Origin of the sequence: Segatella salivae F0493, from assembly GCF_000477535.1 — a bacterium.
GTDB lineage: Bacteria > Bacteroidota > Bacteroidia > Bacteroidales > Bacteroidaceae > Prevotella > Prevotella salivae.
On the sequence record NZ_AWGW01000007.1, the window covers coordinates 188,613 to 210,050 of the forward strand.

Annotated in this window: 15 protein-coding genes; 8 read left to right on the plus strand and 7 right to left on the minus strand. The window is 43.1% G+C overall.

The window, feature by feature from the left end:
• Window positions 1–138: 138 nt before the first annotated feature.
• Window positions 139–1,641, minus strand: coding sequence for an ATP-dependent DNA helicase (locus HMPREF9145_RS03385; RefSeq protein WP_021824943.1), 1,503 nt, complete (start codon window positions 1,639–1,641; stop codon window positions 139–141).
• Window positions 1,642–1,741: 100 nt separating this feature from the next.
• Between HMPREF9145_RS03385 and HMPREF9145_RS03390 the strand changes: the two genes are divergently transcribed.
• The 4 genes from HMPREF9145_RS03390 to HMPREF9145_RS03405 all read left to right on the plus strand — a co-directional run bounded on the left by HMPREF9145_RS03390 (window position 1,742) and on the right by HMPREF9145_RS03405 (window position 6,291).
• Window positions 1,742–2,224: a hypothetical protein gene (locus HMPREF9145_RS03390; protein WP_021824955.1), complete on the plus strand. Its 483-nt coding sequence runs from the start codon at window positions 1,742–1,744 to the stop codon at window positions 2,222–2,224.
• 7 nt (window positions 2,225–2,231) lie between these two features.
• Window positions 2,232–3,044 (plus strand): DUF3822 family protein, encoded by an 813-nt coding sequence (locus tag HMPREF9145_RS03395; RefSeq protein WP_036906387.1) that lies wholly within the window; start codon window positions 2,232–2,234, stop codon window positions 3,042–3,044.
• 9 nt (window positions 3,045–3,053) lie between these two features.
• Window positions 3,054–3,584 carry an RsmD family RNA methyltransferase gene (locus tag HMPREF9145_RS03400; protein ID WP_007135696.1) on the plus strand — a complete coding sequence of 177 codons (531 nt, stop codon included), beginning with the start codon at window positions 3,054–3,056 and terminating at the stop codon, window positions 3,582–3,584.
• Between the two features lie 115 nt (window positions 3,585–3,699).
• Entirely contained in the window at window positions 3,700–6,291 is a 2,592-nt protein-coding gene (locus HMPREF9145_RS03405; RefSeq protein WP_036906501.1) for a beta-N-acetylglucosaminidase domain-containing protein, read from the plus strand.
• Window positions 6,292–6,570: 279 nt separating this feature from the next.
• Here the strand turns inward: HMPREF9145_RS03405 and HMPREF9145_RS03410 are convergent, their stop codons facing one another.
• The 6 genes from HMPREF9145_RS03410 to HMPREF9145_RS03435 all read right to left on the minus strand — a co-directional run bounded on the left by HMPREF9145_RS03410 (window position 6,571) and on the right by HMPREF9145_RS03435 (window position 13,240).
• Complete coding sequence (locus HMPREF9145_RS03410; protein ID WP_036906390.1) at window positions 6,571–7,248, minus strand: hypothetical protein; 678 nt, start codon at window positions 7,246–7,248, stop codon at window positions 6,571–6,573.
• Between the two features lie 70 nt (window positions 7,249–7,318).
• The gene (locus tag HMPREF9145_RS03415; protein ID WP_021824917.1) at window positions 7,319–7,924 is read right to left on the minus strand and encodes a hypothetical protein; all 606 of its coding nucleotides are present in this window, start codon (window positions 7,922–7,924) and stop codon (window positions 7,319–7,321) included.
• Window positions 7,925–7,928: 4 nt separating this feature from the next.
• Window positions 7,929–8,933 (minus strand): hypothetical protein, encoded by a 1,005-nt coding sequence (locus HMPREF9145_RS03420; protein ID WP_155945264.1) that lies wholly within the window; start codon window positions 8,931–8,933, stop codon window positions 7,929–7,931.
• Window positions 8,934–9,043: 110 nt separating this feature from the next.
• Window positions 9,044–10,000, minus strand: coding sequence for a hypothetical protein (locus tag HMPREF9145_RS03425; protein WP_021824859.1), 957 nt, complete (start codon window positions 9,998–10,000; stop codon window positions 9,044–9,046).
• Between the two features lie 30 nt (window positions 10,001–10,030).
• A complete protein-coding gene (locus HMPREF9145_RS03430; RefSeq protein WP_316928782.1) occupies window positions 10,031–10,921 on the minus strand; it encodes a tetratricopeptide repeat protein in 891 nt (296 codons plus the stop codon).
• A 384-nt stretch (window positions 10,922–11,305) separates the two neighbouring features.
• On the minus strand, window positions 11,306–13,240 hold the full coding sequence (locus tag HMPREF9145_RS03435; protein WP_021825108.1) for a family 20 glycosylhydrolase: 1,935 nt from the start codon (window positions 13,238–13,240) through the stop codon (window positions 11,306–11,308).
• Between the two features lie 335 nt (window positions 13,241–13,575).
• On the opposite strand from HMPREF9145_RS03435, the gene HMPREF9145_RS03440 reads away from it, so the two are divergent.
• The 4 genes from HMPREF9145_RS03440 to HMPREF9145_RS03455 all read left to right on the plus strand — a co-directional run bounded on the left by HMPREF9145_RS03440 (window position 13,576) and on the right by HMPREF9145_RS03455 (window position 21,433).
• Window positions 13,576–15,111 (plus strand): arylsulfatase, encoded by a 1,536-nt coding sequence (locus HMPREF9145_RS03440; RefSeq protein WP_036906503.1) that lies wholly within the window; start codon window positions 13,576–13,578, stop codon window positions 15,109–15,111.
• 693 nt (window positions 15,112–15,804) lie between these two features.
• The gene (locus HMPREF9145_RS03445; protein WP_021824962.1) at window positions 15,805–16,782 is read left to right on the plus strand and encodes a glycoside hydrolase family 130 protein; all 978 of its coding nucleotides are present in this window, start codon (window positions 15,805–15,807) and stop codon (window positions 16,780–16,782) included.
• Between the two features lie 253 nt (window positions 16,783–17,035).
• Window positions 17,036–19,291 carry a GH92 family glycosyl hydrolase gene (locus HMPREF9145_RS03450; RefSeq protein ID WP_021825009.1) on the plus strand — a complete coding sequence of 752 codons (2,256 nt, stop codon included), beginning with the start codon at window positions 17,036–17,038 and terminating at the stop codon, window positions 19,289–19,291.
• Window positions 19,292–19,348: 57 nt separating this feature from the next.
• Entirely contained in the window at window positions 19,349–21,433 is a 2,085-nt protein-coding gene (locus tag HMPREF9145_RS03455) for a glycoside hydrolase family 20 protein (RefSeq protein WP_036906506.1), read from the plus strand.
• Window positions 21,434–21,438: the final 5 nt, after the last annotated feature.

Here is a 21,438-nt window from a genome sequence, read left to right on the forward strand (position 1 = left end):
TCCTCCTTTTACAATTATAATGGCAAATTTATCGATTTTCTTTGAAAATTCCAAATCTCGGTCGCTTATTTCTTAGGTGAATGTATCAATGATGAGAATAAAAGCAGATAGCCATCAACACATATAGCCACTGTGATCTCATTCTTCTGTCTGTGCCTTTGGCCAGTTCACGAGAAACAATTTCTCTGTAGCACGCGTGAAAGCTGTATAGAGCCAGTGGATATAATCAGGCGTAAGCATGTCGTCGGTCATATATCCTTGGTCGATATACACGTGTGCCCACTGCCCACCTTGTGCCTTATGACAGGTCACAGCATAGGCATATTTAATCTGCAAAGCATTGAAATATTCATCTTGTTTGAGTTTAGCCATGCGGTCACGCTTCAGGGGAATGTCGGCATAATCCTCCATTACAGCCTCATAAAGCTGCTCCTGTTGCTCATGAGTCAAGGCAGGAGCCTCCGTGGTCAGCGTGTCGAGGATAACCGTTTGCTGCATTTCAAAATCGTCGTAATCGGGAAATTGCAACCAAACATCAGCGAAACGGAAACCAAACAACTCGCGTATATTGCGCACACGTTGCACCTTTACGCGGTCGCCATTGGCTATGAAAGCCAACTGACCATGGTCGCCTTGCGGTTTATCAAGATATTTATTCTTGACCACCATCAGCAGATCTCCGGTGCAAAGTTCGTCTTCACGGTCGAGCACTGTAGCCCGAATGCCTTGGTTGTAGACGTTGGCTCGCTTGTTACTCCGCGTTACAACCATGGTTTCGTCCATGCCCACATCGGCGTAACTGCTACTAATGCGCTCCACAAGTTCGTCACCCGGCACCATCACTATATCTGCAAACCCTTTGAAACGAATGCGGGGAAGCCCTACCTTTAACAAGTTATCACAAGAAAACTCGCTAAAATCAAGCCCACTATCTGACTCCAACGGAGCCTCCCCTCTCCTTGGAGAGGGGCCGGGGGTGAGGCTTCTTATATACGTTGCGTTCACCAAAATCCCACTATCTTGGCTCTGCCTGAGCACCTCCCTCAAGTCACATTCATAGACTTTCAGCCCCATAGCCTCAAGTACTTCGGCATGAAGTGCAGGCGCTTCTTCCTCACCTACAGGTGGCAACTGGGCACAATCACCCACCAACAACATACGGCAATTCTGCCCATTATAGACGAACTGCACCAGATCGGAGAGCAAATCGCCCGTTCCGAAGTCGCTCGTCATTCCCCCACCTCTGCCTATCATCGAAGCCTCATCAATCATAAAGAGCGTGTTTTTGTGCATGTTGTCGTTCAGATTAAACTGTCCCCCAATGCCCGAATAGCTTTTCTCACGATAGATTTTACGGTGAATGGTGAAGGCTGTGTGCCCACTATTCATAGCAAAGACCTTGGCAGCACGACCTGTAGGCGCCATTAACAGCAGCTTTTGTCCTAACCGAGTGAACGTGCGCACCATTGCTCCGGCCAATGAAGTCTTACCCGTTCCGGCCGAACCACGCATCACCATGACGCAGTTTTGTGACCTATCGGCCAAGAACCGCGCAAAGGTTTCGAGTGCATTCTGCTGGTCATACGTAGGCGTAAAACCAAATTCGCGCACCACTTCGTCTATAAATTCCTGTATTTTCAATGCGATAACGTAGAAAGTTTTTGTAACTTTGCAGACAACAGCAGTTCATTCACGTGTGCTGCCTATCAATAACGCTGCAAAGATAAAAACAAATCTCCAAATGAAGTTGGCAAAACATCATAATTTATGGCTCGCCCTATGCGTACTTGTGTTAGCCGTCATGTGCTACATGAGCATCAGTGCGCCCATAAAATTCAAGAAAGAACAGCAGTTTCGCGAGCAGGCTGTCATTAGTAGGCTGTCGAAAATCCGCGTTGCCGAACTTTCTTATTGTCGCAATCACAAAGTGTACACCGGCGATTTCAACGTGCTCATAAAAGGTGGTTATTTGGCAGATAGTCTGCAATATATCCCTTTCAGCGATGGGAAACGCTTTGATTTGGCCGCGACTGTGCAGGTAAGCAAGAGCGGACGTCAGCTTCCTTTGGCAGAGTGCGGAGCGACTTATGACACTTATCTGAATGGGCTTGACGAGAACAGTATTGCCAACCTCATCGAGAAAGCCAACGAGCGTGGGCGCTATGCAGGAATCCGCATGGGTGATATTGCTGCTGGTGACACACAATTGTCTATTAACAAATAACAAAACTATGCCCGAAAATCCGATCATACCCCCTTCTCAACGCGTCACATTAAGGTTGAGCAGCACAACAATGTCGTTCGCCGTTATCGATGACAAGGCGGTGAATGGTTTGCACTATGAACCTTATGTTGTAAAGAGTGGCATGTCGATGGCTGCCAATCTACGTGAGGCTTTCACTGAAAGTCAACTGCTTAGCAAGGAATTTCAGCGTGCACAAGTGCTTATCGACACGCCGGTGATGCTCGTTCCATTAGAGGAATTTGTCGCCGAAGATGCCGAAACCCTCTATCATTATACGTTTACGGGGCATAAGAATGATGAAATTCTCAACACAATCTTGCCCACACAAAACGCTGTTGCGGTTTATCCCATCAATAAAGACATAAAGCTTGTGCTCACTGATCATATCAAAGACATTCGCATTATGCCGTTGATGCAACCTGTGTGGAACTATCTTCATAAACGCAGTTTCATAGGAACGCGGAACAAACTCTTTGCGTATTTCCGCGGAAAACAGATGGAAGTGTTCTCTTTTTCGAAGAATCGTTTCCGTTTTTGCAACCGATATGACGTGACCAACTATAATGATGCCGCTTATTATATGCTTTATGTTTGGAAACAGTTGAACTTTGATGCCCACGAAGATGAGCTGCATCTATGCGGTGTTTTGCCTGACCGTGAGTTGCTTTCTGCGAACTTAAAAGAGTATGTTCAGAAAGTTTCGGTCATCAATCCGATGGCAGAATTCAACCGCGCACCTATCACAAAGATAAAGGATTTGCCTTTCGACATGATGACATTATTTATTAAAGGGAGATAGAAAAACATTATGAGAATCATCACAGGAACGTATAAAGGACGGCATTTCGACATTCCCCGAACATTCAAAGCACGACCAACGACCGACTTTGCAAAGGAGAATATCTTCAACGTGCTGCAAGGTTATATCGACTTTGAAGGCATATCGGCGCTTGATCTCTTTGCCGGCACAGGAAGCATCTCATTAGAGCTCGTTAGCAGAGGATGCAAACAGGTGGTCAGTGTGGAGGCCGACCGTGACCATTTCAACTTTATTCGCCAGTGTTTTTCAAAGCTTGGAGAGGATAAAGACATACTTATCAGGGGCGATGTCTTCCGTTTCATCAAGCGATGTCATGAGCAATTTGACTTTATTTTCGCTGATCCGCCTTATGCATTAAAGGAACTTCCCAAGATTCCTGACCTCATATTAGATGGCGATTTGCTTGCAGATGGAGGCATCTTTGTCTTCGAACATGGCAAAAACTATGATTTCTCAGCTCACGAACGCTTTGTTGAGCACCGCAGTTATGGCAGTGTTAACTTTTCGATCTTCAAGTAATATTCTCTGAGAAGCAGCGTTCTCACCAGCCATCCAGATTGAAATTTCATCTTGCATGGATATAGAACATTATCCAACGATATATGCTGTAATGCACCAAACAATAAAAACCTATATGAAACAGAAAAGACTTCTTGCAATCTTTGCCTTAGGCTTATGCGCGCTAACAACGCTCCAAGCACAGGAAAATGAGTTTGATTTAGGCAGCCAACGCTCCGAAGTACAGCTTGTAAACCCTGTACCTGGAAAGAAAATCAACCATCATGGCCTTATCATTAACCCCACTCCTACCGATTTAAAACTAATCAATGGAGAATCAATAGACGTTACTGGTGGTGTGAAACTCATTCAACCACGAACAAAAGCAAAGACATCATGGGACTATTGGAAAGACCTCGACTTCTTGTCTCCTGCGGTTAAAGGGGTGCCTTTAAGCATTCAATTTGTTAAGATACCCGAAGTTTGTGCGAAAGGCCTTAGCGATAACCCCGCTGTTGATGGGGCCTATACGCTCAAAATCACAAAGAAGGGAATCTCTATCCAGGTTTCCGAAGACCTGGGCGTATTCTATGCAATTCAGACTTTACGCCAGATTATGGAGAGTCCTGTGGCTGAAGGTGGTAAAAAACTACCTTGTTTAGAGATTAACGACGCCCCCGTTTTCCCCTATCGTGGCGTAGTTGAAGGCTTCTATGGCACTCCGTGGTCACACGAAGTGCGTTTGTCGCTGATTAAATTCTATGGCAAATATAAGCTCAACACTTATATTTATGGACCAAAAGACGACCCTTATCACAGCTCACCCAACTGGCGTTTGCCTTATCCTGCAAAGGAACAACAGAATATTAAGGAGCTCGTTGAAGCATGTAAACGTAATCGTGTGGAGTTCGTTTGGGCCATTCACCCTGGTAAAGACATTCAATGGAACGAAGAAGATTACCAGAATTTAGTTCATAAATTCAATCTTATGTATGCCGATGGTGTACGTTCTTTTGCAATCTTCTTTGATGATATATCAGGCGAAGGAACTAATCCTAACCGACAAGTTGAGTTATTAAATCGCTTAACCAAAGAGTTTGTGAAGCCTAAAGGGGATGTCTCTTCACTCATCATCTGCCCTACTGACTACTCAAAGTTATGGGCAAATCCAGGCGAAAATGGTCCTTTGGCCATCTATGGCCGCACACTTGACCCTTCCGTTCGCGTGTTTTGGACAGGCGATGTCGTATGCAGTGATGTCACAAAAAGCACGCTGGAATGGGTTGATAGCCGTATAAAGAGACCGGCTTTCTTTTGGTGGAACTATGCCGTTACAGACTATGTACGCAATCTAATCCTACAAGGTCCCGTGTATGGGCTTGATACTTCCTTGACAAGTAAAGACATGTGCGGCCTCGTTAGCAACCCAATGGAGCATGGAGAAGCCTCTAAACTATCCCTCTATAGTGTGGCAGACTACACTTGGAACCCTTCTGTTTATAACCCCATTGATAGTTGGGAGCGTGGCTTATCAGTCATGATGCCTCATGCAACGAAGGCTTATCGCACGTTTGCCATACATTCTGCCGACACCGAAACAGGCTACCGACGAGACGAATCGTGGGAAACAAAGACTTTCCGCCTGGCAGATTACACGCAAGCGAAACGCGACTCGCTTTACAATGAGTTTGAACGTGTGGCAAAAGCTCCGTCAGAAATCGAGGCCACTTGCACCGATTCGCTGTTGATGAAAGAGCTAAAGCCCTGGCTCATTGAGTTTGGTAAGCTCGGCAAACGGGGCAAAAAAGCTATCGAACTCATGGATATCTATCGTTCAGGTGATGCACAAAAGTTCTGGAATGCCTATCTTTCAAATCGCATGAGCCTTGAAGATAAGCAGGCATACGAGGCACATAAGTCGGGAACCATGAAGCTTCAACCATTCTATGAGCATGCAATGGAAGACCTTGGCAATGCATTCTACGAACAACAATCAGGCCATAAAGCATTTAGTTTGCGTGGAATTGGCTCATATAAGAACCTCCGTACAACGCAAAGCCACCTCATGTTAGATGGCGACGACGCAACCTTCTACACCTCAGGTGAAGGACAAAAGGATGGCGATTGGATTGGAATAGCACTTCCTGAGACAAAGAGTATCAAGGATGTACATATCCTTCAAGGAAGAAACTCTAAGGATGACAGCGATTATTTCGACCATGCTACGTTAGAATATTCTACAGATGGCAAGACATGGCAACCGCTTTTGGCTGATCTCCGCAATCAATATGACATTCAATGGAAGTCTAACGAGCCTGTAAACGCACGTTACATCAGATTGCGCCGACTAACTTCTGACCGCAAGAATTGGGCTTCAATCCGCTCATTTGTGGTTGTGCCAACCACATCATCTCTACGTGCTTCGGCCAGCGACAATAGCAGTGCAGACATGATTCTCCGTGCCTTCGATCGCCAACCCAATACGGCTTTCAAAAACACAGGTACTCTTTCATTCGATATTTCAAAAGGAACTACAGCCTATACCTTTATGCTCGACCTACCAAAAGATGGTTCTATACGTATCTGTCAGTATGACAAACGCAATCATCTCATGGCAGAACAAACTACCGATAAACCTTTCTTCACGGTCGAAGTAGCAAAGAAAGCTACCCGCATCGAACTGATTGGTAAAGCCGATGTTTATGAAGTCATTGCTAAAGAAAAGTAAATCATAAAGCAAACTGATAAGAAATGCTGTCAGAGACTTATTTCTGACAGCATTTTTTTGATACACACTTTCATACAAAAGCGCACAAAGCGTGTTTTCTATTGATGCTTTCTCAGCCTCCAGAAAAGGAAGACGGCCAATAGAACTATCGGTACAGCTAACTTCAAATTATCCATTATAGCTGGCGAATCGAAGCTAAAAAGCAACATAAAAAATAGCACAAAGGCTACAAACAAATAGAAAATAAATCTTAATATCTTAATCATGATCTCACTATCGCTATGCGATTGCCTCGTCGTTTGACACTTCAAAGCATCTATAAATAAAGTAATATAAGAGCAAATAAAGGCTCGACGTCAACAAATTAATAAACAACCAAGGCATCGAAGCTAAGGTTACAATCACACGGATGAATAGAGGTAAGCAAACATTCTCTATCAATAAGAGTGCAAATAATACCCAACCATTTGCTCTTATGCGCCCCGAGAAGTTGAAAATTAAGATACATGACAACACAAACCACATGCCTTGCAACATCCAATAAGTGCACATGAGCATCATCTGCAACGTACTTACCATTGTAAACTCATTGAAATTGGAGCTCATAATGTACCATGTATTCATGATATTCAAAATGCAACTCAATGCCAACATGAAGATAAAAGCCAAACAAAACCAAGGTGCCCACTTGGAAAATGGCTTCAAGGCAACGCGCAATACATTAAGAATATAACCCGAACATGCCACTATCGCCCCATTCAACAGCAACAAAAAGATTTTACTTTTGAGTATAGGCATCAGCAACATCACAACCACATTGTCTGAACTTAAATGAAAAAGGGGATCCATTATGCTTCGAAAAGCAAGTAGAATACCTATCCCCCATAGTGCCATCTTCATTCTCTTATGTTGCGTTTGGCTAATTTTAAACGTTGAAATTCCATTGGTTTTATTCATTCTCTTTCTCCTTTTATTACTTAAAAACTAACATTCTATCTTTTAACTACGCTTTTCTACTCCCCTTTTTCTATTTATATAGTCCTACTTTCCAATAGCCAACAACAACCAACAACGTTATCATCAGACACAAAACACCACCGATGATATAGGCCGTTTTACGCTTTTCCCAATAAAACGTATTATTATCCACCAAATCAATCTTAGCTAAGTGCATTTGTTTCTGCAGCATCTGAATACTTGCTGCATAGGAAACCTTCCCCGTGTTCAAGTCAAAGATGAAATACTTTTGCTCACCCTTGCCTATCACCCGATGGCCAACAACCTGCACTTTGGTCACAGGTGCTAACACAACTTCGTTTCCTTTGGTAATCGACCCGTTCTCCGGATAGTCAACAGAAGATAGGGAATAAACTTTATTTAGTGACACATACCAGCTATCACCAATGCCTAAATCTACATGAAACACGATGGAAATCATAGCCATATAAAGCACACTGCACACTGCATAAACAAAGATTGCCAGTCCGGGAGTAAGGAATGCCAACACCATTTTTTGCCCTCTTCCTTTTGGTTTACAGCAAATACGAACGCCAAGAGCTGCTAAAATTCCTAAGACAACCGCCAACACAGAGAATATGATTCCCCAAATCGCAATAGTAACCCCTATGCCCATACACTTAATTTATTACAAGTTGTTTTCTCGCTTCATTCCAAACCTGTTTCCACTCGGCTTCCGTGATTATCTGATCTGCAATAAGACTATCAATAAAGTCTTCCTCATAACAACAGAGTTCGTCGTTAACTTCTTCGGGAAGGTCATCAGGATATTCATAAAATTCATGTTGTTCCTGTCCCCACCAATGCTCATCTTGCCGATAAACCCAGGATGTTAGATTTCCATTGTCTATCTTTCCCCAAAGTTCTCCGCTAAAGCTTGTCGTGTCATGGAAGTAATATAATCCGTGATATTGCAGCTTTTCAAGTCGCAAACAAAGGTCATAAAGCGCACCAAGAAGCGCTTTTGACAAATCACTTCGCATGATTTTCATTTCAAACGAAACTAAAAAGTCGCTCTCTATTGTCTCATTCAATGTTACAATATGAGGCCATGCTGCTAATGTTTGGGCCACTTCTGCCCGCAACATCCTTAGCTTTTCATCAGATAAAGAAGGCTCCAAACGAAGGTAATGCTTTGCTATAACAACATGATTTTCTTTAATTTTATATTCAAGCCAAGTGTTTGAAGCCTGTCCAAAGCATCCCCAGCCACCATCAATTCGGCTGGTTATCGTCTTCTCCTGATGGAAAAACCAATACCGATAGCGCCAAAACATAAAGTAATGACGGTAGGCATAGAGGGTAAACAGCCCTGCAAGTACGACCACAACAAGGGGCATTAAATCATAAGGACGGGCATTCATTGTCCCCAAAACCATTAACCAAACAATCAATGACCAAAAGATAATGAGTAAAACGCGCCCTACTTGTCGCATCACATCTATCAGTCGCCAATGTCGCAAGGTCCACCTTTCCACGATTTCGAGCTCAAAAAACCAGTTAATGAGCAGTGGAAGCATGAATGATATGCCCAAAATAAGTCCCTGACGATCGTTAGAATCAAGGAAAGAAAGACCGAAAGCAATTGCTCCTATAACAAAAAGTATCTTGTCTATATGCTTCATGAAGTTCATCTTTACTTATACTTTGAATGGTCAATCGAGGCGATGCTCGTCTAAATGTAACACACAATCTTCTGCAACTTGCAGCACTCCTTTCATTTTCCGAAGCCCGTTTACCTATTGCTGTAGGCTTTTGCTGCTTTAAGATAAGGCTTATAAGCTGGCACATCGGGGTTTTCGACTACGCATTGCAAGGCATTTTCCCTCACACTTTCACGATTGTTATAGTTGTCATCTTCAGGAATATACTTCCAACGTACATGGATATCATCTAACATATCAAACCATCTATAAGGTTCAACAGATTGATTTTCGGGGTGAATCCAACGCTGAATCTTCTCCCATATCGTGGTACTTGGTGCATAAATACGTTCATAATCGGCTCTATAAGCCTCAACATCAATAGGATTTTCCACTCTTCCGTGGAGTGCATCTAATACATATTGCACGTCTTCGGGCTTGCGATAACGCGCTAAAGTGACTAAGGCTTCGATGTAATGGTCGTTTAAGAAGAGAGCTTTTACACGTTGATAATAGGCGCGATGTGGCGGCATTCGCCATAACAAATGCCTGAGATAATCTATATGTTTGGCATTAGAAGCAAACAAGATACAACTATCAATAGCCACAGAATCGGCTTTAGTCAGCCCATAATGTCGGCCTTCCTTTTGAAGGATTTCTATGCGAAGATTAGCCAACGGCTCTTCATAACCGCTACAACCACGTTGAGTTGGCACTAAGCTTTGATTCTGTATATCTAACAAAGCAAGGTTTTTGGCCATGTCAGGACGCTTCTTTAGAAGTGCAATAAAGGCTGCATAACGCGCCATTGGCACGCTATCTGAGGCGGCTATCTGATAGAGTTCATCAACGGTAGCCACTTGTTCCAAGGCGTCGATAAACTTATCTTGATGTGTCAATCGCCCCTCATAGCCCACACGACCAGGCGTATACGACCTGCCAATCCGCTGGATAATACGCTCAACTTCTGGTCGAATAGATGTAGATTGACAGCCAACCAAAAGGCAAGTAAATGCAAAACACAAACCAAAGACTTTGATTCTTTTCATCTTAAAAACGCTTTTTCATCAACAATTCCACTAATCTTTTACGCCCAACTCATGCTTAGCCTCATTACGAATATCCTCGTCTGTGCTCTTTAATAGCTTTTTATAGAACTCCATGGCTTGCTTCTTGTTGCCTGTTTCCTTAGAAAGGGTGGCAATATTAGCTACAACAATGTCATCATCGGGCGCCAATTGGTAGAGTTGAAGCAATACTTTCAAAGCCTCTTGCTTCTCTCCTTTTGCAGACAACAACGCCGCTTTATTGTTTAAAAAGTAAATGTTCTTGGGATAATTCTTTAGCACATGGTCAACAAAACTCATGTTAACATCATCTTCTTGCGCATCATAGAGCTGACGAAAATAGTCTTGCAGCGTTGAGAAGAAGAACTCTTCAGGAGCTGAAGGAGTAGACTTGTCGTTTGTCCAAAGCCACTTTTGATGATTAATTACCGAACGGTCAACCACCTGTTTCAATGTTTCAACAGCATCGTTCGCATGGTTTTCAAGCAGTTGCACATGGACTTTACCAAACCAAAGGTCGAGCCTGTCGGGGTGTTTTGCCAAGCCTTCAGCAAACTTTTGGTAGAGTTTGTGCATGGTTTTCGCATCATAGTACACCTGATCTGTAATAGATCCGGCCTTATTTCCGGTTGAATCTGTCAGCAAAAGCCCGTTATTTACCGCCGTATCTGCCGAGAGTTGCAACACTTCATGGCGTGCTTCCATCAACAAAAGATTGCACCAAGCAGCATAGATATCCCCTGATTGTCCCGCTCTTTGTTCCCACTGGGGGATGAATTTGCGCAGTGCTGCCGTGTCTTTTCGATTTAACAACGCTTGAAAATGTGCATAGTCGTTGGACTGTCCCCATGCCATAAGGCTACAAAGACATGTAAAACATAAAAGAATTGACTTTTTAAGCATATCCGAAATATTAAAAATCAACGTGACAAATATAAAGAAAAAAAATCAGAAAACAAGCAAATTATGTTGTGAAATATATGAATCCACGCCGTAGGTGTTGTACCTTCTTTGAGGACTCCATAGCAAATGACAAAATGATTTGATGCAAAGCGGCGTGTCATTAGACTTGTTTTGCGCGATAAAATGATGCAAATCAGCGCATGAAATGACTCAAATCATGAGACCTTTTATAGCTGACTGCAAATCAATGAATTGGCAGGCACAAAAAGAAACGACAGCCCCCTTCTCATCAAGAGAAGCGAACTGTCGTGTGTTTCATAAAAAAAGACATATTCAATCGCACTTAACGGCGGACTGAAATCAAACAAAGCCGCCCATAATTCGTTACTCCAAACCTTCTACTTTGAGATTAGTGACGTGGCTGTTAAAGGCTCCTGTGTGCTGTAATGGAAAGACTAAGGTGCTGATATAATACATATCACCACGCTTTCCGAAGTTAATCTTACGCACAGGCAAATCACTTACGAGGTGATTATTAACAAAGAGTGATGTCTTTTCCTTGTCACCAACAATGGATACACGTACTTTCTCACCAGGAAAGAACTGATAATCGAACGTGTTGAGATAGCCGTCACGCGAGAAACCGAGTTTCCCTGAAATAGGATCTGACAGGTAAAAGCGGGTATCGCCATAGTAGAAAAGCGTTGTTCCGCGTGCTTCTGAGCGTGCATCAATATCGAAACTCACGCGATAATGCCATCCGATTTGAGGACATTCCAAACGCGTTTCAGGAGAAACAACCTTCTGCTGATAGACAACTCCTGTGGGATAGTGTCCTGCATAGTTCATTCCTGGAGCCTCACTCAACGCCTTTCCGCGACTGACAAAAGTTGCATAATCGAATGAAGGCTTAGCCCCTGTCCACATCTTTGTAGCTAAAGTCTTCATGGCGGGTAACACACGATAGTGCACATCCTTATCACTTATGCCGTTACCCTCTATATCATTCCACACCGCGAAAGCCCCTCCTTTAATTTGTTTGTGGCATTCTGGGAACTGCATTCCATTGATATTCGCCGGAGTCCAAGTGTTATAGAGTCGCTTTGTGTCAAGATAGTCGTAGTAATAACCAGCTTTTGGCACGATATATACTTGTCCATCGGGAATACTTATGAGGTCATAGCCGAGCTTAATCATTTCATCTGGCTTTGAATAATCATTCGACCAAGCATACATTAGCACGTCTTTCACCTTGATAGGTGTCGTGCCTTTAGCGTGTGTTTGCTGTCCCCATATCACCGCTTTTCTATGATATTTCTCCACCAAACGAATGTAATGGTCGGTGAAAGCGCGGAACTTCTCAACGACTTTCTGGTCTTTATTGGAGTATTCATCCGTGCCAACATGAACATATTTGCCACGAAAGACGGGATTTTCTCCTTGCAAATATTCCGTAAACAGCGAGTCACAAAAGGCTTGAGTCTGTGGATTCATGAGATCAAGATGGTCGGGTGGATAGTCCTTACTGGCCAAATTAGGACGAAACCGCGTTAAAGCGAGGCAGTGAGCAGGTACATCTATCTCGGGGATTACCTCTATTCCAAGACTATCAGCAAGCTGTTGTAACGCGATGAAATCATGCTTTGTATAATGCCCATCGCGTGCCGTTAGTCCGGGAAACCATTCACTTTCCAAGCGGAAAGCAGCCGGAGTGCGGCTCCAATCGTTGTTATAGAACCACTGAAAGGCATTGTCATTCAGATGAATATGAAAGACATTCATCTTATAATAGGCTAACATCTTGACATACTGACGTAGCATTGACATTGGAAAATACTTGCGACCACAGTCCAACATGACACCACGGAAGGGATAATCAGGCGTATCTCGAATTTCTCCTCGTGGCAAAGCATGAGACGGATGCTGTTCAAGCAGCTGCAACAAGGTGCGTGTTGCCCAATAAAGTCCTTTGCGATGGTTGGCTGAAAGAATAGGAGTGTCGTGTATAGACATCGTATATCCTTCTTCGCCTAAAGCCTTTTCGGCCTTTAATCTCAATACAATGTCACCCTTACGTGCCTTATCCTGTACAAGCGTTAGTTGCTTTTCAAAGAGTTGTTGATAATCATCGGCCAACTGTTGTGCCACTTTCTTTTCTTCTAATCCCTTATAGATGATGCGGCCAGAAAGGGCAATTGAGCCATCAAGTCCTTTCCATTCTTTCACCTCGGGAATAGTAAACGGCTTTTCATTGATAGCAAATGACGACACGCATAGCGACAAAGCTATGGACAATAACAATAAAATTCTTTTATTCATCAATAGGTAATATTTTGTGGGTTATAGATTCTCATTGTGTAGAATGGCATTAAACAGCATTTATACTATAACGTTCCGATTGAGAAAATATTCTCAACCGGAACGATTTTTAATTCAAAATGGGTGCTGATATTACTTTAACTTCAATAATGTTGAATAGTTATAATAAGATGTTTCAGAAGTTTTTGCTGCCACACGAACAAATACTGAGTTACGGGTATCAATGCCTTCGAGCAAAGATTCTTATCATAATATTCGTTAAAATGAATGTAGAGCTCAAAAAATATATATACATTTACAACACGAAATCCTTTATACCTAACGATAGATACATCATGAAGACTTTATCTTCAATAGCACTTACCCAGGTGGTTTGGCTCAGTGCAATCCCTGCTTTGGCACACAAAACACACAAACCCAACATCGTTTACATCATGTGTGACGACATGGGATACGGCGATTTGGCCTGTTATGGTCAACGATATATATTGACTCCCAACATCGATCGACTTGCTTCAGACGGCATGCGCTTCACTCAAGCCTATGCCGGAGCCCCCGTTAGCGCACCATCACGCGCTTGTTTCATGACAGGACAACATTCAGGGCACACCGAAGTACGTGGAAACAAAGAATATTGGAGCGCAAAAAATACTGTACTTTATGGCAATAATCGAGACTTTGCCATTGTAGGCCAACATCCTTATGACCCTAACCACGTTATCATTCCCGAAATTCTGAAGGCTAATGGCTATCAAACGGGGATGTTTGGTAAATGGGCTGGCGGCTACGAAGGTTCTGAATCAACTCCCGACAAACGTGGAATTGACGAATTCTTTGGCTATATTTGCCAGTTCCAAGCCCATCTTTACTATCCTAATTTCCTTAATTCCTACAGCCGAACTCTGGGAGATAAGGCCGTGAAGCGTGTCGTCTTAGAAGACAATATCGCTTATCCGATGTTTGGAGACGATTATTCCAAGCGCCAATCTTACTCTGCTGATCTCATTCATCAGCACGCTTTACAATGGCTTAAGAAGCAAACGGCCGACAAACCCTTTCTCGGCATCTTCACATATACGTTGCCTCATGCCGAACTTGCACAGCCCAACGACTCTCTTTTGGCTTTCTACAAACGACGGTTCTTTACAGATAAGACCTGGGGAGGACAGGAAGCATCTCGTTATAACGCTGTAGTGCACACGCATGCACAGTTTGCTGCCATGATCACGCGACTCGATGCATACGTTGGAGAGATTGTAAACGTGTTGAAACAAAAGGGACTTGACGACAACACTATCGTCATTTTTACGAGTGATAATGGCCCACATGAAGAGGGAGGAGCAGACCCTTCATTCTTTAATCGCGATGGAAAGTTGCGGGGAATCAAGCGACAATGTTTCGAAGGAGGAATCAGAATACCATTCATTGCCTATTGGAAGGGCCACATAGAAGCAGGTAAAGTGAACACCACTCCATTCGCTTTCTACGATCTTATGCCTACATTCTGCGACCTTGCTGGCGTGAAAAACTATACAAAACGCTATCGAAACAAACGCTCAAAAGACGATTATTTTGATGGCATCTCTATCGTTCCAACGCTCCTTGGCCATGAGAATGCACAGCAACACCACCCATATCTCTATTGGGAATTTGCCGAAACAAACCAAATTGCAGTGCGAATGGGTGACTGGAAACTTGTGGTTATCAAGGGTGTTCCGCATCTTTTCAACCTCGCAAATGATTTACATGAAGACCACGATGTGGCTGCCTTACACCCTGAAGTGGTTCAAAAGATGATTGACATCATTTATAAAGAGCATGTAGACAGTAAGTTATTCCCTATCACCCTGCCCCAAAAACAAAGTTCATAAGGCTGCACTGAGTTCATGAACAGCGTTGACTGACGAGGCTTAAAAACGCAAAAGGAAGAGTCAATTAAGGCATGAAACATCTTAACAAAACACTTCTGTCCGTGCGAACAAAGACAACTCAGCTTCAAATAAGCGCCGTTTTTTGATGTTTTATAACACACTATGAATCAACATATTATAAGAAACATCTTATGATTCCATTTGTTTTCTGCTGCAAAATGACGCATTTCACGATATGATTTCAGGCATTTCATTGGATAAATTGCATCGTTTCGGAAGCTGTTTTGACAAAGATTGCTGTTCTATCTCACTCATTTTAGCACCTATTATAAGCTTAGAGAGATAAAATCCAATGCTATTTTGCCATTTATTCCCTTTGTTTTGAGGTTTTATTTTCCTATTTCTCCCAAAATAAAGTAGGTTTTTCTAAGATATTTTTTGACAGCTTACGTCACATACATCAAACGACTTTCGCTCACAAAAACCTATGGATTGAACCATCAACAGAGAGACTTTAAAACGCCATCAACATGCAAGCAAAGTATTGTTTGACGAGAACAATGAGCGTTAAGAATTGTTTTCACGGATTAATATTTAATAAATCACGTTATATGTCCCAGAAAAGAGTTATCTTTGTTTACTGATTCTATGCGATAAAACTCACAGAACTAAAAACGAGAAAACAATTATATAATGAGAAACTTAAATGAGATTTTGCCTTGGGAAGACCGCCCTCAAGACTGCAAAGATGTGATGTGGCGGTATAGTCAGAACCCCATCATCAACCGATATGACATTCCTTGTTCGAACAGTATATTCAATAGTGCTGTCGTTCCGTTTGAAAACGGCTTTGCAGGAGTGTTCCGTTGTGACAACAAAGCTGTGCAAATGAACATTTTTGCAGGCTTCAGTAATGATGGAATCCATTGGAAAATCAACGAAGATCCTATCGTTTTTGAAGCTGGAAACACTGACATGATTGAGTCAGAATATAAATATGACCCGCGAGTAACATGGATTGAGGACCGTTATTGGATTACTTGGTGCAATGGTTACCATGGACCTACGATAGGAATTGGCTATACTTTCGACTTCAAGACCTTCTATCAGTGTGAGAATGCCTTTCTTCCATTCAATCGAAATGGTGTGCTTTTCCCTGAGAAAATCAATGGAAAGTATGCCCTTTTGAGCCGACCCAGCGACAACGGACACACACCTTTCGGCGACATCTACCTCAGTTTCAGTCCTGATATGAAGTATTGGGGTGAGCATCGCTGCGTGATGTCACCGACTCCTTTCCCTCAAAGTGCGTGGCAATGTACAAAGATTGGTGCCGGTCCTGTACCCTTCTTAGTCGATGAAGGCTGGCTATTGTTCTACCATGGAGTTATTAACACCTGCAACGGATACCGCTATTCAATGGGTGCTGCCATATTAGACAGAGAACAACCAGATAAAGTTCTCTACCGCACTCAACCTTATTTATTAGCTCCAAACGCACCTTATGAGTTGCGAGGTGACGTTCCTAACGTTGTATTTCCATGTGCAGCACTCCACGATGACAAGCGTGTGGCCGTATATTATGGTGCAGCCGACACTGTGGTTGGACTGGCATTTGGCTATATTCGAGAAATCGTTGACTACATAAAACAGAACAATATCAAAGCTTAAAGGCTGAGAACAAAACAAGTTCTGTTTGGTTTTCAACAGCAAACAAGGGGAATACATGGCTTAAACAGTAGCCCATGATGAGTGACTTTGAATGTAAAAGTCATGTATTCTCTAATTTGATAACACTACGAAATAAACACATTGCATCATTGTTGATGATGAACGAGCGGGCAATTTGTATGCGCGAATCATGCGAGCAATACTTTTTTGCAACTGAAAAGCATACAGCTTTCAGCTACTAACCAATTTCATTATGAAGAGAAACCTCATCCTTGCCTTGTGTACGGCATGCAGTTTGGGCACCATGAAGGCTGCTCAGACCCAGAAAGTTGAACCTGTTGACTTGGTAAATACCTTCATTGGAACGTCTAATTTCGGCACAACCAACCCCGGAGCAATATGCCCCAATGGTCTGATGTCAGTCGTTCCGTTTAATGTTATGGGTTCCAACGAGAATAAATATGATAAAGATTCACGCTGGTGGTCAACCCCTTATGAATATCATAACATATTCTTTACAGGCTATTCTCATGTCAACTTGAGTGGTGTTGGCTGTCCCGATATGGGCTCATTACTATTGATGCCCACGACCGGAAAGCTCAATGTAGACTTCCACGACTATGGAAGTAGGTATAAAGATGAAGTAGCTCGCTCCGGATATTACAGCAATTTCCTTTTGAAACACGGCGTAAAGACAGAGGTTACAGCCACACTTCGCACCGCTTGTGAACGCTTTACGTTCCCTAAAGGAGAGTCACACATCTTATTAAACTTAGGAGAAGGGCTCACGAAAGAATCGGGAGCAATGGTTAAACAGGTTAGTCCGACGGAATATGAAGGCTTTAAACTGCAGGGCGCCTTTTGCTATTATGCGCAAGCAGTGTTTCCAATCTATTTCGTAATGCGTGTAAATAAGGTGCCAGAAAGTATGGGTTACTGGAAGAAACAACGCGAAAGACCAGACAATCAGGCTGAATGGTTTCCCGATAGAGGCACATTTAAGCTCTACACGGCTTATCAAAAAGAGATTGCAGGCGATGATATTGGTGTATACTTAAACTTTAACACGAAAGAGAATGAAGTCGTTGAAGTGCAGATTGGCGTATCTTTCGTGAGCATAGCCAATGCTCGTGAGAACCTGAATGCAGAGCAAAAAGGAAAGGATTTCAATGCCATTGCACAAGAAGCACGCCAGAAATGGAACACCGATCTTAAGCAAATAGAAGTTGAAGGGGGTACAAAAGACGAGCAAACAATATTCTATACGGCGCTCTATCATACGCTTATACACCCTAATATCCTTCAAGATGTCAACGGAGATTACCCTGCTATGGAGAGCAATAAGGTCTTAAAGCAACACGAAGGCAATCGATATACAGTATTTTCTCTATGGGATACCTACCGAAACCTACACCAACTGATGACCCTTCTCTATCCAAACAGGCAACGAGATATGGTTAAAACCATGATCAGTATGTACGATGAATGCGGTTGGTTGCCTAAATGGGAGTTGTATGGACGTGAGACTTACACGATGGAAGGAGACCCTTCGATTCCTGTTATCGTTGATTGTTGGCTGAAAGGACTACGGGGTTATGACATCAACAAAGCCTATACAGCAATGAAAAAGGGTGCAACTACCGACGAAAAGCATAATCCTTTGCGCCCAGATAACAATGAATACATGGAGAAAGGATACATTTCACTGCGTGATTCCTTTGATAATTCAGTGTCACATGCCTTAGAATATTATGTTGCTGATAACGCTTTGTCTCGCCTTGCCAAGGCTTTGGGCCATAAAGAAGATGCAAAACTCTTCTATAAAAGGTCGTTAGGATACCGTAACTACTTTAGTAAAGAGTTCAATATGCTACGACCTATCACACCGAATGGCAAGTTTTACAAGCCGTTTAATCCGCTTCAAGGAGCCAACTGGGAGCCTTCTCCGGGCTTCCATGAGGGGAATGCCTGGAACTATACGTTCTATGTACCTCATGATATCTATGGATTGGCAAAGTTGATGGGTGGAAAAGAGCGTTTCATTAGCCAGCTTCAATCGGTTTTTGACCATGGAAACTATGACCCAACCAACGAACCTAACATCGCATATCCTTATCTTTTCTCTTACTTTAAGGGTGAAGAGTGGCGCACACAAGTATTGACTCACAAGCTGCTTAAAGCCTACTTTAAGAACAATCCCGAAGGACTTCCGGGCAATGATGACACAGGTACCATGTCGGCTTGGGCCATTTTTAGCATGATTGGCTTTTATCCTGATTGCCCGGGAGAGCCAGCTTACACGCTCACTTCACCTGTATTTGACAAGATTACGCTGCATCTTGATCCCAAACAATGGGGAAAAGACAAGCTCATTATTGAGACTAAGCGAAGCAATCCCAATGCCGTTCGCATTGAAAAGATGGAAGTTGATGGCAAGCCTTGGCACAACTATCGCATCAGTCACAGTGACTTGGTGAAGGCAGGTGTATTGAAATTCACATTAAAATAAATGTTTTCGTCGTGGCATTCGAATCAAAGAATGCCACGCATCGTTATCCTTGATGAAATGAAAAAAATCACAATCCTTGGTATTACCGCTCTATTGACAGCATGTTTCAGCTTTGGCGGTCATGCACAAAACCTCATTCCAAAGCCTCAAAGCATCGTAAAAACTGAAGGAACACTGGCAATAAGTCAGTTGAAAGGCGTCATGTCAAACCTCAACGAAAAAGAGTTTGCACCACTGAAAGCCTTTATTCCTCAGACGAAAAACTTCAAACTAAATTCTAAAAGACTACGTTCTGCGCACAAAGATGCAGGAGGTTATCTTCAACTTATATGCACAGGAAACGCCCAACAGGCACGATTAGCCTCAGACAATGTAAGACTTCAAGGCTACACGCTTAAGGTTTCACGCCATGGAGTCACCATAAAAGCGCCAACATCTATGGGACTTTTCTATGGACTTCAAACGCTTCGACAACTTGAAGACCATGGAAAGCTGCCCTATGTAGATATTACCGATCAGCCCAAATACGCCTACCGAGGCATTATGATCGATTGTTCTCGCCACTTCTTCCCTATAGATGTGCTCAAAAAACAAATCGATGCAATGGCTTATTACAAGTTCGATCGCTTCCATTGGCACTTAGTTGATGGCGGAGGATGGCGCTTAGAAAGTAAGAAATACCCTCGACTGACCTACGAAACTGCCTATAGAACGCAGGAGGATTGGCAGAAATGGTGGAACGATGGCGACCGAAAGTTCTGCCATAAAGATGCTCCCGGCGCTTACGGAGGATATTATACACAAGACGAAGTGCGTGATTTGGTGGCCTATGCTGCTGCCCGTCACATCACAGTTATTCCCGAAATAGAGATGCCCGGGCATAGTAATGAAGTGTTATGGGCCTATCCTGAGCTGGCATGTGAAGGCAAAGTGCATGGTCAGTCCGACCTTTGTGTGGGCAAAGATAGCACATATCGTTTCTTAGAAGATGTGCTTACAGAGGTTATGTCGCTATTCCCTTCAACGTATATCCATATCGGTGGCGACGAAGCCGAACGCAAAACCTGGGCTACTTGCCCTGATTGTAAACGCGAAATGCAAGCTAATGGGCTCAAGACAACAGCCGAACTACAAGGTCATTTCACGGAGAAGATAGAGCAATTCCTTAACCGTCATGGCCGAAAACTCATGGGATGGGATGAAATTATGGAAGGAAAGCTCGCACCAAATGCTGCTGTCATGTCGTGGAGAGGATTCAAAGCAGGTCTCGAAGCCGCTCAAAAGGGTCACCCAGTTGTAATGACTCCCGGCGCCTTTTGTTATCTTGACCACTATCAAGACGCTCCTATGACACAGCCACGGGCACAAGGTGGCTACGTAACGCTTGAGAAAACATACAGTTATGAGCCTCTTCCCGACAGCTGTAAAACACCAGAAACTGAGGCAAACATAGAGGGATTGCAAGGTAATGCGTGGACAGAATACATCCCAACTGCCGAACATCTCGAATACATGATTTATCCCCGAGCGCTTGCTTTGGCTGAGATTGGATGGACAAGTGGACCAAAGGACTATGCCAACTTCCGCAAACGGGCCCTCCATGCCATTGACTTCTTGAAACAAAAAGGCTATCATCCCTTCGACTTAGCACATGAAAAAGGGGACAGAGAAGAGTTCCGTTCGGGCATGAATCATGAGGCCTTGCACAAGAAAGTGACTTATCTGAGCCACTATGCACCCCAATATCGTGCCGAAGGAGATAACACTTTGACGAATGGTATCGGTGGAAACTGGGGATATACTGAAGGCAAATGGCAAGGCTTTATAGACCCAAAGGGCGTGGATGTCATTATAGATATGGAGAAGATTACAGACATAAAGGACGTCCAAATCAATTTTATGCAACAGCCAGCAAGCGTGATTTATACCCCTTCTTCAGTAGAAATTGAGGTATCGAATGACGGGAAAAACTTCACCAAAGTAGACAAAACACGTTGTGATATCCAACCAACAGGAGGCTATCTCATCTATCCTTATCACTGGAAAGGACTGGCTAAGGGCCGCTATGTGCATATAAAGGCTGAACTTCATGAACCAGATAGCTGGCTATTCATTGACGAAATCATGATTAATAGAAAATAAATTAT

Excerpts from the sequence above, each read along its gene's own strand:
- HMPREF9145_RS03410 (WP_036906390.1), bottom strand. The coding sequence starts at position 7,248 with ATGAATAAAACCAATGGAATTTCAACGTTTAAAATTAGCCAAACGCAA.
- HMPREF9145_RS03455 (WP_036906506.1), top strand. The coding sequence starts at position 19,349 with ATGAAAAAAATCACAATCCTTGGTATTACCGCTCTATTGACAGCATGT.
- HMPREF9145_RS03445 (WP_021824962.1), top strand. The coding sequence starts at position 15,805 with ATGAGAAACTTAAATGAGATTTTGCCTTGGGAAGACCGCCCTCAAGAC.
- HMPREF9145_RS03405 (WP_036906501.1), top strand. The coding sequence starts at position 3,700 with ATGAAACAGAAAAGACTTCTTGCAATCTTTGCCTTAGGCTTATGCGCG.
- HMPREF9145_RS03415 (WP_021824917.1), bottom strand. The coding sequence starts at position 7,924 with ATGGGCATAGGGGTTACTATTGCGATTTGGGGAATCATATTCTCTGTG.
- HMPREF9145_RS03395 (WP_036906387.1), top strand. The coding sequence starts at position 2,232 with ATGCCCGAAAATCCGATCATACCCCCTTCTCAACGCGTCACATTAAGG.
- HMPREF9145_RS03450 (WP_021825009.1), top strand. The coding sequence starts at position 17,036 with ATGAAGAGAAACCTCATCCTTGCCTTGTGTACGGCATGCAGTTTGGGC.
- HMPREF9145_RS03420 (WP_155945264.1), bottom strand. The coding sequence starts at position 8,933 with ATGAAGCATATAGACAAGATACTTTTTGTTATAGGAGCAATTGCTTTC.
- HMPREF9145_RS03430 (WP_316928782.1), bottom strand. The coding sequence starts at position 10,921 with ATGCTTAAAAAGTCAATTCTTTTATGTTTTACATGTCTTTGTAGCCTT.
- HMPREF9145_RS03440 (WP_036906503.1), top strand. The coding sequence starts at position 13,576 with ATGAAGACTTTATCTTCAATAGCACTTACCCAGGTGGTTTGGCTCAGT.
- HMPREF9145_RS03400 (WP_007135696.1), top strand. The coding sequence starts at position 3,054 with ATGAGAATCATCACAGGAACGTATAAAGGACGGCATTTCGACATTCCC.
- HMPREF9145_RS03435 (WP_021825108.1), bottom strand. The coding sequence starts at position 13,240 with ATGAATAAAAGAATTTTATTGTTATTGTCCATAGCTTTGTCGCTATGC.
- HMPREF9145_RS03425 (WP_021824859.1), bottom strand. The coding sequence starts at position 10,000 with ATGAAAAGAATCAAAGTCTTTGGTTTGTGTTTTGCATTTACTTGCCTT.
- HMPREF9145_RS03390 (WP_021824955.1), top strand. The coding sequence starts at position 1,742 with ATGAAGTTGGCAAAACATCATAATTTATGGCTCGCCCTATGCGTACTT.